The sequence below is a fragment of the Prevotella sp. 20925_1_30 genome (genome assembly GCF_041433025.1).
GTDB lineage: Bacteria > Bacteroidota > Bacteroidia > Bacteroidales > Bacteroidaceae > Prevotella > Prevotella vespertina.
The window spans coordinates 33,526-49,183 of record NZ_JAPWAR010000003.1; the positions used below are offsets into that span (position 1 = coordinate 33,526).

11 protein-coding genes, 1 rRNA gene and 2 pseudogenes are annotated in these 15,658 nt (G+C 38.1%); all 14 read right to left on the bottom strand.

Translation table 11 applies throughout. The features are described 5' to 3' along the window. Positions 1–146: 146 nt before the first annotated feature. On the bottom strand, positions 147–614 hold the full coding sequence (locus tag O3603_RS02105; RefSeq protein WP_371520081.1) for a hypothetical protein: 468 nt from the start codon (positions 612–614) through the stop codon (positions 147–149). 482 nt (positions 615–1,096) lie between these two features. Beyond that, positions 1,097–1,330: pseudogene (locus tag O3603_RS02110) on the bottom strand (hypothetical protein); the annotation flags it as partial. A 416-nt stretch (positions 1,331–1,746) separates the two neighbouring features. Further along, positions 1,747–4,068, bottom strand: a complete 2,322-nt coding sequence (locus O3603_RS02115; protein ID WP_371520311.1) for an RHS repeat-associated core domain-containing protein — start codon at positions 4,066–4,068, stop codon at positions 1,747–1,749. A gap of 1,347 nt (positions 4,069–5,415) precedes the next feature. After that, positions 5,416–5,529 (bottom strand): 5S ribosomal RNA (rrf, locus tag O3603_RS02120). Continuing rightward, positions 5,530–5,820, bottom strand: coding sequence for a hypothetical protein (locus O3603_RS02125; protein WP_371520084.1), 291 nt, complete (start codon positions 5,818–5,820; stop codon positions 5,530–5,532). A 6-nt stretch (positions 5,821–5,826) separates the two neighbouring features. Continuing rightward, positions 5,827–8,178, bottom strand: a pseudogene (locus tag O3603_RS02130) (RHS repeat-associated core domain-containing protein); the annotation flags it as partial. Positions 8,179–8,208: 30 nt separating this feature from the next. Next, positions 8,209–9,036, bottom strand: coding sequence for a hypothetical protein (locus tag O3603_RS02135; protein ID WP_155715423.1), 828 nt, complete (start codon positions 9,034–9,036; stop codon positions 8,209–8,211). A 153-nt stretch (positions 9,037–9,189) separates the two neighbouring features. Further along, the gene (locus tag O3603_RS02140; protein WP_155715421.1) at positions 9,190–9,537 is read right to left on the bottom strand and encodes a hypothetical protein; all 348 of its coding nucleotides are present in this window, start codon (positions 9,535–9,537) and stop codon (positions 9,190–9,192) included. A 222-nt stretch (positions 9,538–9,759) separates the two neighbouring features. Beyond that, entirely contained in the window at positions 9,760–10,197 is a 438-nt protein-coding gene (locus O3603_RS02145) for a DUF6078 family protein (RefSeq protein ID WP_371520088.1), read from the bottom strand. 149 nt (positions 10,198–10,346) lie between these two features. Beyond that, positions 10,347–10,787 (bottom strand): energy transducer TonB, encoded by a 441-nt coding sequence (locus O3603_RS02150; RefSeq protein ID WP_371520091.1) that lies wholly within the window; start codon positions 10,785–10,787, stop codon positions 10,347–10,349. A gap of 963 nt (positions 10,788–11,750) precedes the next feature. After that, a complete protein-coding gene (locus O3603_RS02155; RefSeq protein WP_371520094.1) occupies positions 11,751–13,001 on the bottom strand; it encodes an MBL fold metallo-hydrolase in 1,251 nt (416 codons plus the stop codon). 60 nt (positions 13,002–13,061) lie between these two features. Continuing rightward, on the bottom strand, positions 13,062–13,991 hold the full coding sequence (locus tag O3603_RS02160; RefSeq protein ID WP_371520097.1) for a hypothetical protein: 930 nt from the start codon (positions 13,989–13,991) through the stop codon (positions 13,062–13,064). A 12-nt stretch (positions 13,992–14,003) separates the two neighbouring features. After that, the gene (locus O3603_RS02165; protein WP_371520100.1) at positions 14,004–14,573 is read right to left on the bottom strand and encodes a metallophosphatase domain-containing protein; all 570 of its coding nucleotides are present in this window, start codon (positions 14,571–14,573) and stop codon (positions 14,004–14,006) included. A 73-nt stretch (positions 14,574–14,646) separates the two neighbouring features. Beyond that, positions 14,647–15,645: a lysylphosphatidylglycerol synthase transmembrane domain-containing protein gene (locus tag O3603_RS02170; RefSeq protein ID WP_314572984.1), complete on the bottom strand. Its 999-nt coding sequence runs from the start codon at positions 15,643–15,645 to the stop codon at positions 14,647–14,649. Positions 15,646–15,658 lie beyond the last annotated feature (13 nt).

The following is a 15,658-nucleotide window of genomic DNA, read 5'->3' on the forward strand; positions in this document are numbered from 1 at the left end:
CATAGGGTGAAACTGTGAGTCTCATTCTTTGTAGGACTTACATAAGATAATAGTCCGCCTTCCTTTCAATTTTCACAATACTTTTCTATCAAATTATTTCATTCTAGTTGCAACATAAATGCAGGAAATATCATATTGTATATATTTTAATTATTGCTAATATGATACTTTATAAAAGTATTATCCATACAATGAATTTCAACTTTCCCACAATTAATTTCAATTTTATTGTATGTATCAGATAATGATATTGTATGTACAACTTTATATTGCTGTATATCTATAACAAAAACTTCTAATTCTGTAGCTACAAATATCTTTTTGTTATACATAATCATTTCACAAAAAAGAAACATTAAGTCCAAACACATGAGTCTATGTTTCTTTTTAAAATCATAAATAGCAAAATTTTGGTCAATTCCTATAGCATATATCTTAGGAAATATTTTTAGGAATTGAGGTTGTAATAAGTCACTTGACCAAGCTATTTTTGCATAAGAACCGCCTTCTACTAATTTCCCATATATTCGATAAGAATTATTATGGAAATCATCGAAAACTGAATCATAATTTATTTTTTTATATGTAAAATAATCTATAATTTCAAATTTCATTTCTTTTTAAATATTTTAGGAATGATAGTTGTTACTTTTGGTGCTTTTGTCATATTTCCATCAGCGTAGAAGAAACTAGTTTGAATCTGCCCTCTCTTACCAATCTTTAAAACTTTATTTATTGTGGTACCATATTTATTAGTGCTTCTAGAAACTTCAGTTCCTTTGATTAATGTTGTAGCAAATATTTGTGCTAATTGCTTTTCAGACCTAATACCTAAGGTGTCAAATCCCTCAGGTTTTGGGCAGAGCTTTGGACACTATGCACATTGCCTTCAACTACTCTGCCGAGGAAATAATCAAATTTACTCTCTGTAACTGTGAATTCTGCAACTTTAGTTCCTTTGTTAAGTATTTTAAATAAGCCTGCTCCACTACCAACGAGCCCTAAACCGATATCTGAAAAAGTTGCTATACTATTTGCAGTATTGGCACTAGCTCCAGCAAGTTGTGCACCAGCTTTAATTCCTTGAAAAGTAAATCCAGCTTACAGGTGGATCGGGGTTGGTGTCTGGTGTCGTGTTAGGATGTGGTGTCTGAATCCAACCCTGTGGAACATCGTGGTTGCCGAGTGTGTCAATGATAGAGTTATATCCTCGCTTTGTATTCTCCGGATCACCATACATGCCCTTCATTGTAGGTACACCAGGGGCTACGCCAAGCTGTTTGTAGTATTCCTCCTTTTGGCTCCCTATCTGGCTCATGAGCTTAATATATATCAATATGAATAACTATCATTATATTCATTCACTGGTGCCCTTTCTTGACAGAATTTTTCTTATATAAAAAACACAAGAAAATCATTTCGGTTATGAATATTAAGAATCCAAATACTATATAGAACGGAGCCTCATATGGCATGTAATTTATGCAATCAATCCATATACATAGATACCAAACAATGAAGACAACACCTATGAATGAAGATATCCATTTTCGTATCATTGGAGTTCCGTATATAAGAAAGGTAATTATGAAACCTAACGTATATAATGTGTTGCTGTAAAAATAAAGGATACCTTCCCCTATATCAAAACTATTTTTGTATCTATATTGAACAAAGGTGGTCACTAAAATATACACCAAAGATAACAAAACAATAGATAATATTTTCTTAACTTCGATCTTCATTTTACTTTAAAATATAAACACCCATATTATTTGCTGGATAATCATTCTTTTTCATTACCCTATTCGAAAAATCTATGCCGAGAAAATACGTATGTTCAACGCTCTTATAATATCTATGCTTAGCCCAAGCAATAGCTCTTTTTATCATAGCATTATCATACGTATTACTATAGTCATAAGACGGAAATATTAAATTCCACAAACTGCTATTAGCGAACTGTGCACCATCCGCAATAGTGTTTCTCTCTGCATACTCCGAATCAAAACTGTTCTTATAATAATTCCTATAATCATTAAGTGCAAACGGGATTTGTCCGATGGCATCTGCCCAATAAGGAATGCCTTCAATTTCCACAAGAAGATAGCCATTGGCAGGTTTTCCTTCTGCTTTCCAATCCCCTGAGCCGTGGGATCTATAAGACAACATACTTCTATCTATTTCTGCAAAGTCTATTATATCCTGCCAAGTAAAATGTTTAAAACTTTCAGATTTTCTGATGTTTGCATTCACTGATAATAATGGCATATAATTTTCGGCAGTAGATTCAAACCATTGCGTTCCTCTTTTATATAAATCGGAAGCCTTTATCTTACTTTTCAAAAATGTACCATCATCCAATGAAAACAAGAATCCACCTGTTTTGTTCACGACACTTAGTGTATCTCCATTCAAATCTATCCTACCTATTGGGTTTGCACCGCAATAATTATATGGAGTAAAAGAAGTGTATTTTTCTAAAAATCTATCAACATTCAAAAATAGGCTCGTTGCAGGATTCATATACCTTGCACCATAATAGTACAAGCCTGTTTCTTCATCCATCTCCTTGCCATTGAACTTGTACGGAAGATTCTCACTGCTACTGTGCTCGTCAACTAACAACTCACCGTATGGCAAGTAAGCATCATACTGGGTGATGTTGGCATGATCGTCCGTGATGTAAGACGTGCTACCGAGGTGATCACTGTGATAGAAGAAGGTTTCCTCTTTTGTGGTGTCGTTAGGAATATATCCATAACCAGCCTGCGGGTCATCAGGGTTACTCGGGTCGTTCCATGAGACAGGAGCACCGGGGTTGGTGCCTGGTGTGGTATTAGGACGTGGAGTCTGAATCCAACCCTGTGGCACATCATGGTTACCGAGTTCGGTGAGGACGGCGTTATAACCAACACCAGTATTCTCTGGATCACCATACGCACCCTTCTCTGTCGGTACACCTGGAGCTACACCCACCTTCTTATAGTATGCTTTCTTCTGTGTCTGGATCTGATTCATACGTTCAGCATAGTCCTGCTGACCAGCCGTTACGTATGAGCCGTTGCGTCCGTAAACGTTGTTAAACAATCCTGTACCGATACGGCTGGCGATTCGCTTGTCACCGATAAAGTAATGCTTCGTGAATCTATTCTTGTTAACAGAGAGGATACTTGCAGGGTAAAGCGTGAAGTTATCCGTCTCGTGGAACGTGATGCCCTGCGGTGCACCGTTGATATACACACCCTCCATCGTACCGTAACTCTTCATAATACGTTCACCAGCAGCGTTGTAAGTATAACGACTCGTCTTGCCGTTATCGCTTAAGACCATGAGTCGGTTGTCTTCATCCCAATACATCTCACGGGTAGTATTCGCCGAATCGTTCGTTACTAATGTTGGATTACCGTTGGCATCATACGTGTAATGATCGTGACCAATCTGTGTTGGAGCTGTCGGGTGGTTATTGTCCTCGTACTTATAAGCAAAGTTATAAGACTTAGCAGTCGTCGTTGAGTCCACCTTCTGCACCTTTGTCAGCGGTTCACTCATCCTTCCAAACGACATCACCATATCATACGATGCACGCTTAGCCTTACCGCTTGCATGAATAAGGCGGTTTAGTTCGTCATATTCATACGTATGCGAACTCCTTCCTCCCAGCTTCGCCTTGTTGAGTTTCGTCAGCGACGTTGGGTTGGCAGCATTCGTAATACCGAGGATATTATCCACAGCATCATAACGATACCTGTTTTCCATCACAGTCTGACCATCCGCTGTAAGGTTCATCACCTGCAGACGTTCACGCTGCTTGTCGTAGGTATAGGTAGTCTCCGTGCCATTACCGAGCTTCGTATAGACCGTGTGACCCTCCTTGTCGTAACCTATCCTATCAACAATAACGCTCTGACGTCCCTGTTTATTGCTTGTCATGCTCTCAACCTGTCCAGTAGCATTATAGTGATAAGTCACCACTTCACCATCAGGATAAGTCATTGTCTGCACACGGTTCCAGCTATCATAGGTGGCACCATAGACATAAGTCCTGATATCCGCCACACTCGCCATGACTGTACGGACGGTCTTTGTCACCTCACCCTGCTTGCCGTAGTAATACGCTTCACCACCCGAGGCATCCTCAACGAGGGCAAGACGACCGGCACGGTTGTACTTATCGCCAGCCTTACCATAGGTATAGGTGACACGGTTGAAGAGATTTTCAGGATAAAGCACCTCATGCAGCCGTTCGAAGTCGTAGGTGTAAGAGATATAACCCTTGTCAGATATCGACTTCTTAAGTTCTGCCGTGAGCTTCGTCAGGAGGTTACCTGCCGCATCATAAGTCATGTTATAGACTGATGGCTTGTCACCGTTATACGTTGTCAAACGGAAGTGTACAACTGCAAATATACAACTTTATTTTGTAAATGAGTCTTTAGAGTATGGGAAAACAGGAGAAAGATGAAGGGCGTTGTGTGCGTAAATGTAACCAAGAGAAAAACATCAAAACCCCTAATTAAGTTTAGTTTTTAGTTGCTGTCACTTTTAACACTTCGGGTAAAGGGTTTATAATCAGTAGATTAAATGCGAAAACGGAGTGACAGAAATGACAGCAAAATCAGGAATGGTATACGGTAGGCTTTTGTCCTTGGGTGGAAAAGGGGAACTGGTAGTTATGAGATACGCCTGTTCATGGTAAAACTATCTAGCGCAGGATCGTGTAAACTTATCCGTACCGAAGTATATCACTGAACCATTACGGTCTAATCAGAAATATGTTTACAGTGATTTGAAGCTACGTGTCCACAAAATCTGGAGTTATGCAAAGCATTCAGACTTGTATACCATTCTCTATCAAAGACTTACAAATGCCGTTCTAAAAGGTACCCTTTGGAGGGCGAAAGGGCATCTTTTACCGTGTCAAAGTCCACCTGCTATTTTCAATGTATGAATCTTTATTACAACCTTTCTTATACCCTTTTCTCTTTCATAACAAGCAAATAACTCTCCCCCTGCATTATTATAACAACACCATAAAAACAACCACCTCTCAATTTTCCTGTCATTCCTGTCACTCCTCCCTACATCACAATGCATTGATAACAAGCCGTTTACACGAAATGTTAAAAGTGACAGCAAATGAAAAACAAAAATATGGTATTAGAGTAAATATAAAGACTGCAAGTTGGTTGGATGCGTTGGAGGTGTTAAATAGTTGGATAGTTGGATGAGTTAGATAAGTTGTATATTTGGATGAGTTGGTTATAATCGGGTAAGGAGATCGGACCCAGGGCTAAGACAAGAATTTGCAAGTAGGGATTGCGGATAGGATATAAGCCGAATAGCCGGATCAATCCAAAGATAAAACAAAAAAGAAAGCCTCGAAAATTTCTCTTCAAAGCTCTCTATATAAAAGAAGGCGGCTACTTACTCTCCCGCATTGCATTGCAGTACCATCGGCGTAAACGGGCTTAACTTCTCTGTTCGGAATGGGAACAGGTGGAACCCCGCCGCATCATAAGTCATCATTTATTTTTCATTCTTAAGCTCCTCTCGATCACGAATCCTTTTGATAAATTTTAGACAGCACAAATATAAACAGACTATCGTAAATAAAAAAACAACATCCCATAAAAAAGGCTCTATAAGTAACTTATTGTATGGAAAAGTGGAATCATATTTTGCACTCGTTAAATGGATAAAAATAAAAGGTAAACCAATATCTATTTTTCCATCACTAGAAAAAGAAAATATATTGAATAATAATGATAGAATATTTATCAAAACATATAGGGCAATAATAAATACAACCTGTTTCATAATTTCTTATCTGTTTACTTTATGATTTCTAAAATTTTCAAGAATTATGCTAATCTGCTCTGGATTAATATCAGTAGATGTGTTATCATTTGTATATTTACTATTAGCTCCACTAAACATAACATTATATCTATTTCTTTCTTGTTTGTAACTATCATAGTATTGACTTCGTCCAAAAAGTCCTTGAAACCAAGCATCAGCTCCATCAACATGCAATAAACCTAAAGAATGGCCAAATTCATGAGGTAATGTATTTCTGTCTGTACCATTAATTATATTATTTACATATCGTTCATTAAGAAATACTACTGACCCACCTATTTTATTTACTTTTCCATAAACACCTCGAAGTTGTGAAGCAGGCAGTATATTCAATAGATGTTCTCTGTCTCGTAATTCCGATTTATTACTAATGACGCGAAATCTAACTGAAACATTGACGTTTACCTTTCTGAATTTCGTTGGCAAAGTTCTTGCAACATAAAGATTATCCATTCCTTTTTGACTAACAGAGTTCTTGTAATTCATACCTTCTACATATGAAATTCCATAAGAACTTTGTAATTGGCTGGACAAAACATTTCCTAGTTTTTCCAAATCAAATTTTTTATTACTTGAATTTAAAATGGCAACTGTTAAGATGAGATTAATAGTAACATTCCCGTTCTTTTGTGTTACAGAAGACTCATCCCACTTTCGTCCATCCAAATCAATCATCCTAATGGGATTATCAAGTGTATAGATATATCCACCAGTAGTTGTATACTTCTCTGCCAACGGATCTACCCCATACCACAGACTCGTAACGGGATTCATATACCTTGCACCATAATAGTACAAGCCAGTCTCCTCATCGAACTGTTTGCCATTGAACTTATACGGTAAATCTTCACTGCTACTATGCTCATCAACCAACAGCTCTCCGTATGGCAGGTAAGCATCATACTGGGTGATGTTGGCTTTGTCATCAGTTATGTAAGATGTTGAGCCGAGGTGGTCACTGTGATAGAAGAAGGTCTCTTCTTTTGTAGTATCATTTGGAATATAACCATATCCAGCCTGTGGGTCATCAGGATTACTCGGGTCATTCCAGCTTACAGGTGGACCGGGGTTAGTATTCGGTGTGGTGTTGGGGCGTGGAGTCTGAATCCAACCCTGTGGCACATCATGGTTGCCGAGTTCTGTGAGGACGGCATTATAACCAACACCCGTGTTCTCCGGATCACCATACGCACCCTTCATTGTAGGAACACCAGGAGCAATGCCTTGCTGCTTATAATATGCCTCTTTCTGCTTCTGTATCTGAGTCATACGTTCAGCATAGTCCTGCTGCCCAGCCGTTACGAATGAGCCATTGCGTCCATAGACGTTGTTAAACAGACCTCTTCTAATCCTTGAAGCGATTCGTTTGTCACCAATGAAGTAATGCTTTGTGAATCTGTTCTTGTTGACAGAGAGGATACTTGCTGGATAAAGCGTGAAGTTGTCCGTCTCATGGAAGGTAATACCCTGTGGTGCACCATTGATATACACACCCTCCATCGTTCCGTAACTCTTCATGATGCGTTCACCAGCAGCATTGTAAGTGTAACGGCTCGTCTTGCCGTTGTCACTTAAGACCATCAGGCGGTTGTCTTCATCCCAGTACATCTCACGGGTCATGTTGGTTGAATCGTTCGTTACCAGCGTTGGATTACCATTGGCATCGTAGGTGTAATGGTCGTGACCAATCTGCGTTGGAGCCGTCGGGTGGTTACTGTCCTCATACTTATAAGCAAAGTTATAAGACTTGGCAGTTGTCGTTGAGTCCACCTTCTGTACCTTGGTCATCGGCTCACTCATCCGTCCGAACGACATCACCATATCGTAACTTGCACTTTTTGCCTTACCGTTTGCATGAATAAGGCGGTTCAGCTCGTCATATTCATACATATGCGAACTCCTTCCTCCCAGCTTCGCCTTGTTGAGTTTCGTCAGCGACGTTGGGTTGGCAGCATTCGTAATACCGAGGATATTATCCACAGCATCATAACGATACCTGTTTTCCATCACAGCCTGACCGTCCGCTGTAAGGTTCATCACCTGCAGACGTTCACGCTGCTTGTCGTAGGTATAGGTAGTCTCCGTGCCGTTACCGAGCTTCGTATAGACCGTATGACCCTCTTTGTCGTAACCTATCCTGTCAACAATAACGCTCTGACGTCCCTGTTTATTGCTCGTAAGACTCTCAACCTGTCCTGCAGCATTGTAGTGATAAGTCACCACTTCACCGTCAGGATAAGTCATCGTCTGCACACGGTTCCAGCTGTCATAGGTAGCACCATAGACATAAGTCCTGATGTCCGCCACGCTCGTTATACATAGTGTCCCTCATTATATCTTAGCTGTCTATTTATAGCTGATTTCTGTTCCTCTGTTTATACTAAGAAGTTCCACTTTCTTATTGGTTATATTTATGTGAGCTTGAACAAAGTCCCGTCCTCCTTGGTCGCCATCTGCAGAATTAAAGATAGTTCGATACCTACTTCTTATTATCCCTTGCTCATTGTGGATTTCGTAAGCATACAAATTAGCAAAGACATATTTCATATACATTTTCTGATATCCGAAATATTGTACAAAATAATGGTTATATGGCAATGTATTGTTGCTACAGTCCATCTCCTTCTTCAGAATTGTTTCAAATGTCCTGTACTCCTGCTTTGTAAGCTTATAATAAGAACAATTATACCATAGTTTGAATGGTTTCCCATCCAACCATGTTATCATACCTTTGTAAGACATTTCTTGAGGTCTTTTGTTCTTAGAGTCAATAGCCCAAATATATTTCTTTTTCGGTCTTACTGCTTTCCATAAGAAAAAAGACAAAAGAAAAGTGATCCAAGAAACAATTATCCCATAAATCGTTTCGCTATTTGTGAAAATTTGATCTCTGTCTACATCATAGTATAGAGGAGTACTTTCTATGTCTGATTCTTGGCTATGGGATATTCCTATGTAATACTCTTTATTGTTATATAATATGTTTATATTTACACCATTTCTGTTACCTCCTCGAGATATAATTTGTTCTCTTTTAATAAAGAAAGGATGGGTGGAAGCAATAACTTCTTGTTTATGGTAATAATCAATAGAACAAAGAATGGAAAAAAGTAACACTAAAGACTGTATTACGCTAATATATATTCCCAATTTATTAAAGTAATATTTAATCATTTCTTACTATACTCCTCGTCATAATTCAATATCCAATGTAAGGGTTCATCACCTGCAGACGTTCACGCTGCTTGTCGTATATATATAGGTCGTCTCCGTGCCCTTATTTAACTTTGTATAGACTGTATATTTTGAAAATACAGTTCTATATCACTATACAGGAAATTCTGGTTTAATAAAAAGAGTTGTATCCCTTTTTACTATTTTTATTTTCCACTCCCCATTTTGTTTAATAATACTGTCACCAACCTGAAGTTCTTTTAAGTCCCAAACATCGTACACTTCAAACTCTATGCTTTTCCCCTTAAAATTTTCCCCAGTGATATAATAATCGCGGCTCTTCTTTATTTTTGTTACTTTTACATTAAACGCACATGTGTAGCATACTTGCTTATAAGGCTCAAAATTGTTGAGTTCCTTAATATTAAAGACAAATGCTAAAAGGCAAAGGATACCTCCAGCTCCCCAATATAGTACTTTTTTAAATAGAATGGAATCCATGTATTACCTCTTGTGTTAGAAAAACCAAAGATAGAAGGAAAAGCCATACGGCTTTGCACCAGTCTTAGGTATGTACTTACCATTTACGAATGTCCATAGAGTTTCAAGCAATGAAACGGTGCGTTCCATAGGGTGAAACGGTGGGTTTCATAGGATGGAACGGTGGGTTTCATAGGGTGAAACTGTGAGTCTCATTCTTTGAGACTATTATGATACTCTATTTTATTCATAAGCATAACGGATAAAGTAGTTGTCGAAGCTTAACTCTTCGGTGTAACCATACGAGCGGAAGATGTTTATAATACCCTCTTGCTGCTCGGGTGTGAGGGTGAGTTGTCCGTTCATGTAGCGGTAGTAGGTGGGGCGACTCCCAAGATATTGCTGAATTTCTCTGCGTATCGGAGTGTCGTCCACGCGTTTTACGTTGAGGAATAAATTGTGAAATCCCCATGCTGCACGTATCACTCGTTTTTCCACGTAAAACTTGCATTTGCCTTTTTGCAGCGCATTAGGATAGATGGCATAGCCCACGGTTTTATCGTCTGGTAGATGCTGACCAACAAAATAACGCATACAAGTGTCCTTGCGCGGACAGTCTTTGTTAAAACAGAGTTCCCATGTAGGGGGAACGGAAGCGAAGTTGAAGGGTAGTTGTTCCATATTATGATTTAATTTTTACGAGAACTTTGCAAGTTCTTTCATTTAAACTTGTTGCTTACTTGTTTCTTTCTATAACCGTGAGGAATACTAGATTGTTGTATTCTCTTATCTAATTCTAACATATCATGTGGCAAATAGAATAGTTTGCATTATTTTTTATCTCTCTTTTTGAATACTACTGCTATAGTGAATCTTTCATCCTTAGGTTTTAATGTCCAAATGTCTAGAGCAGGATTCCAGCGTGGCATGCTTCTGATAAGTCTAATGGCTTCAGCGTCCAATAAGGGGTGAAGTCCCTTTAATATCTTAATATCAGAGATACGTCCATCTTTTTGAACAAGGAAATTGACAATCACTCTCCCTTCTATTGTATCAGCAGCTTCTGGATGTCTAATATTCTTTCGTAACCATTTCTGTAGATTTCCTTTAAAAGAAGGCATTGGAGGGACTAACAACATCGGTTTAGCAGTGGAATCCTTTTCAACAATAACATCTATCTTAGTAGGGTTAATATCTATATTATTCCCTTTTGATGTATAAATACTCAATGTTAAAAAGAATATGTAAGATAAGATTTTATACACTTTCATACAGAATTAGTTTGACCATATAAGATAGAGCTTTATAGTTTTTTGTGACTTTCATCTTGTTTATATCATGTCTAATATTTTTAATATTCCATATATTAATGATACGATTGCCCCAATCCAGCCTCTTATATACATATATTCACCGCCTCCCCCAGAATGATGCGACTTAGAGCAAATCCATGTCATAATAATGCCTACTATTATATAGTTCATGCCCTCTAAGGCTCTATAAAACAACCCGATGACGCCTGAAATAAGAAGAGTACATAAGACTATATAGGCAACTGAATACATCAAAGACTTTTTGCATTGCGATCGCCTTAAGCGATAGAATAGATAGCAAACCAAACTTATAGTCAAAAAACCAGATATACTATATAATCCCATTGCTTCAATTTATTTATTATTTGAATCAACCTCCTTGTGAGGATTGATTTTTCCTGATTTGGTTAGACACTTTTTTGTTATATTAGCTGAATAAGTAGACAGTCTTTTTGTAAGTCTACTGGAAAGCTAGACACTTGGTCTTTATTAGATATACAGAGCTTGTGGCTTGGCTTGTGTTGCAAAACTGGATGCCCTCGATGGAGCATTCAGTTTTATGCTTATTCACATATACCTTCACTAGCGATTTGTTGTCTGGCTTGGCAAAGATAGTGGATAGTTTCCATTCCTGCTATCTTTTTGATGATAAACTTTCTTCTTCCACACTCTTTTCTGTGTGCCTTGCTCGAAGTGAGCGTTCTGTGGAACCTTGTATCCAATGCTCATGTGCGGTCGGCAATATTTGTGGAAGTGAATGTATCGAATCCTATGATATAATAAAGAGAGAGCTTGGGAATAATTTATGTGTTGATAGCCATGCTCTCGCTTGTTAGCTTGATAGAAGTGGAGACAAGTAATCGCCGTTAGTTAGCCTTTATGGTTATTTCTTGTTTTTACTATATGGGTATTTGCTACTATCTAATAGATGCGAATCGCAAAATTGTCTCTTATTGTATTTGCTCTTATTAAATGGATTCTTGTAGGAAGATGCAAAGCTTCTATTGAAGAATTAAAATCTTTGTGGATGAATATAATTCCAGTATGAGGATTTGTTCTTATACATACGTCACGAAGGGTTTTAAGATCTGCATGTCCGCTGGTATGAAAACCATCTCTAGTCCCATCATAAATCCTTCCGTTGAAGAGCTCCCGCATTGCAATGATTTGTGGGTTAAGGTGTTCTTCTTGTCCATTATGGTATCCTTGCCACATCGAGTAAATCAGGTAAGGAGGGGCGTCATTGTAAGTATTTATCAGTTTCTTTATACGTTCAATCTGGCTGCTTCTAACAGGTATTAAGAAACCTCTCTTCATTAGAAATTCTCTAACCTTTGGTTCATTATATTGATTTAATAGGAATTTGTTAGAAAAATTAAAGATACTACTCTTCGTGTATTTTGTGAATATATCCAGTATTGATGATAGGAAATGGTCACAACAAAATACTCTGTGTGTTAATTTGCATGCTTCTTTAAAAGAGGCTAATCGTTCTAAGTCCGTAGAAGAACAGAGTGCGAAAACATACTTATGCCGTTTTAGAACTTTTATGGTATTAGACAAGATATCCATTTCATGTAAAACTTTCTCTTGCGTCCGTCCCAACATAGTTCCTTCGGTTATGAGAAGATCTATTTGCCCGATATAATATTTCAGAATGCGGTCTAACCCTTTTCCTAGATAGCCATGATTTCGAAAGTCACCTGTATGTAATATAACTTTCCCTTCAGATTCAATCTTAAACATATAAGCATCAAAGGCAGAATGACTGCAGAAGTAAGGGGTAATTCGGATATCTTTGATTTGTATAGGCTCATTGGCAAAGTATGTACGCATATGATTAATAGTATTTTGCTCTTCCTTTGTATCTATATGTTTGGAAAGGGTATCATATTTGCACTTGATAACTTCCAAAGCTCCTTTACCAATGTATTGTGGAATGTCGTTTGGAACAAGATGAAATAGACCTATATGATCTCCATGATAGTGGGTGTAGAATATTGCATCCGCATCCGCAGTAATTTGAGTAACTTGTTCTACTGTTAGTTCCTTTACTTTATTTCCTGGTAGATTACTACCAAGATCAATGATAATCTTAGTTTTTGTAGTTGCAATTTCAGTAATACATCCACCGATTTGATTGGCTCCACGATGTATGGTTATGTTTATCATATTATATATACGCTCTTTGGTGATATTGAAAGGTTGTTATAGGATGAAGATAATTGGGGCTTATCTATTATAAAGCTCATACTCTTCTTTGTTTAGCCATATAACTCTTATCCCTTTAGCTTCTCCTTTCTGTTCCTTTCTGAAAACCTTCTTTTGGTCCTCAAAACTAGTTCCATCTTCTTTGAATTGATAGCAAAAGATAAATTCAGGTTTGTGACTGCAGTCTATCTTGATATCTTTGGGTAATAACCCCAGTTGTTTCTTCTGCTCTACAACTTCGTTCATTTCCTTAGTAAATGCCTCTTCTGTCTTGGTATTAGCTCCAATAGAGTAAGCATATGAATGGGCATGCCCTTTGAGTCCAGATGTGCCTTTAAGCGCCTTGGTCCCCTTCTTTAGTTCTATGATGCATAGACAATGATCGCTGTTTCTTATGGCTATGATATCAAAGCGTGGTGATGGAATCTTTCCTGCTGGGGTTCTTTTTTTTCCGCAATATTTGAATTCAGATCTTTTACTGACCTGATATTCTAAGTCGATAATTGTATAGTCTGATAATTTGTACTGATTACGTAGACACAAAAGATGTTGTGCCTTTTTCTCTTCAACACCTTTACCATTTAGAATATTCAGCCAATAGTGCTCCATAGCAGCACTAATGCATGCTATATAAGCCTCATATTTCCCTTCTCTGAAAAGCTGTAGACAATGATTTTCCCTTTCTATGATTTCAAGTTGATCTTTTTCTTCTTTTTTAGAATGTTTTCTGAAGTAGTTCCTGTCAATCTCTATTCTCTTATCGGAATAGACCCGTGCTATGTTACCTCCCCAATAATAAATATTAAAGTAGTTGTCTCTAATTTGAAAGGTTAAATCTGGGTTTTTGTTGACACATTCTAAGAATTTGTTTAATGGTCCTTCTAATAGACTCTTTCTGAGAGTTTCGCCTGATTTATCTACATGAAATCCTCTTTTATAATGGTTGCTCATAATACCGAATGATTAAATGTTATGTAATAATGGTTGTGTCTGGTGTAATTGGTACTGATCATCTAATACTGCTCCATTAGCATATAAGGTGTCACTTATTAGAATTTTACCTACAGACTCATGAGCATGTCCGAATAGATGGGCATAGGGTTTGGTGCTAAATATTCTGTCACGAATAGCCTTATTCCCCCAGTGTCTCCCTGCTGATTCGTCAAGAATCATTAATGGTGGCTCGTGGGTGATGATAATATCCGCCTTAGTTGGGATTTTCTTTTCATCATGATTGTAACCCAATCCAAAGAGTGTAATGCCTTCTAGTGTAATACTCTTATCTTGCAAGAAGAATACGTTATTAGGTAAATCCTCTATATTATCCGCATCCCATAAGCATAGGTCATGGTTTCCTGTTATGAAGATTTTATATCTATAGGGTAGGGTTATGAACCAATTAAGGAAATCTAGAACTTCTTTTTCTGTTCCCATGTCAGTGAAATCTCCGCAGTGAACGATGATGTCAGCCATAGGTAGATTTGTCAATAAATGGTGCCTGTTGTGTGTGTCAGATATATGAAGAATCTTCATTATTGTTTAGATGAATATTTAATAGGATAAGTTAATAGTATTTTGGTTAAGTACTCTTCATAAGACTGCTCTTTTATTCTTTTCGCTTTTCAATCTTGATCAGCAACAAGCCGATAGCAGTCCATATCAACTCTCGGATGCGGACAATCAGTGCGACGAAGATACCCGCACTTGAACTAAGTCCTAAGCCAGTAACTGACATGAGGAATCCGCCTTCGCGTCCGCCCAGTTGCAAAGGTATAAAGAAGAGCATGTTGGCAAATAATGAGGTGAAAGCAAGGATGAGGATGCAATCGAAGTAATTGACGCTTGGCATGAGAACCAATAGAATGAAGAAGATCTCTAAGGCACTACAGATTCTGCAGGACAGCTCCAATAGAACCGCTGTAAAGAACATGCGTGGGTTTTGGTTATGGAGTGATGCAATCTGTCGGTCAATGTTATCGAGTTCTTCTTTATGCTGATGAATGAAAGGCTCAGCCCACTTCTTAATGAACGGGATGTGTCGCACGATACTCATCACACGCACGGCAAGTCCTTTCTTATAGCCTGTCAAGAAGAACCATATAGCTGCTATACAAAAGATTCCAGTAACGCTTAGCATTGCGCCCATCAATAGGTTGATGGGTTGAGTGAACAAGTAAAGGAATATCGATAGGAACCAAAACCAGAAGTGACTGAATATGTGTGTCATAGCATATAGCACAACAGATGATGTGGCACGCTCAACTCCTATCTTCGGTGTTAGTTCCATGATACGATAAGGTTCACCTCCCATCAATCCGCCAGGCGTTGCATAGTTAAGTGCAAAGCCAGATACCGTCACTTTGTAAAGCCAATGAAAGGAAACACGTTGCTGTTCAGTATTTCCTTTCGTTTGGCTTTTTATGATGACATACCATGCCGATGTGTTAAACAGATATAGAATAGCCCATAGTGCAATGACGGCAAAGAACCAGTAACCAGCATGCTGTAGATTACGCCAGACATCAGCAAAGTCGAGTTGAGTAATCATAATGACTAACACGACTAAGCCGAACCCAAAGAATATATTCTGATGCTTTTTACTCATGAGTCTATGGATG

Coding starts and splice junctions, on each gene's coding strand:
- O3603_RS02105 (WP_371520081.1), bottom strand. CDS start 614: ATGAAATTTGAAATTATAGATTATTTTACATATAAAAAAATAAATTAT.
- O3603_RS02115 (WP_371520311.1), bottom strand. CDS start 4,068: ATGGCGAGTGTGGCGGATATCAGGACTTATGTCTATGGTGCCACCTAT.
- O3603_RS02125 (WP_371520084.1), bottom strand. CDS start 5,820: ATGAAACAGGTTGTATTTATTATTGCCCTATATGTTTTGATAAATATT.
- O3603_RS02135 (WP_155715423.1), bottom strand. CDS start 9,036: ATGATTAAATATTACTTTAATAAATTGGGAATATATATTAGCGTAATA.
- O3603_RS02140 (WP_155715421.1), bottom strand. CDS start 9,537: ATGGATTCCATTCTATTTAAAAAAGTACTATATTGGGGAGCTGGAGGT.
- O3603_RS02145 (WP_371520088.1), bottom strand. CDS start 10,197: ATGGAACAACTACCCTTCAACTTCGCTTCCGTTCCCCCTACATGGGAA.
- O3603_RS02150 (WP_371520091.1), bottom strand. CDS start 10,787: ATGAAAGTGTATAAAATCTTATCTTACATATTCTTTTTAACATTGAGT.
- O3603_RS02155 (WP_371520094.1), bottom strand. CDS start 13,001: ATGATAAACATAACCATACATCGTGGAGCCAATCAAATCGGTGGATGT.
- O3603_RS02160 (WP_371520097.1), bottom strand. CDS start 13,991: ATGAGCAACCATTATAAAAGAGGATTTCATGTAGATAAATCAGGCGAA.
- O3603_RS02165 (WP_371520100.1), bottom strand. CDS start 14,573: ATGAAGATTCTTCATATATCTGACACACACAACAGGCACCATTTATTG.
- O3603_RS02170 (WP_314572984.1), bottom strand. CDS start 15,645: ATGAGTAAAAAGCATCAGAATATATTCTTTGGGTTCGGCTTAGTCGTG.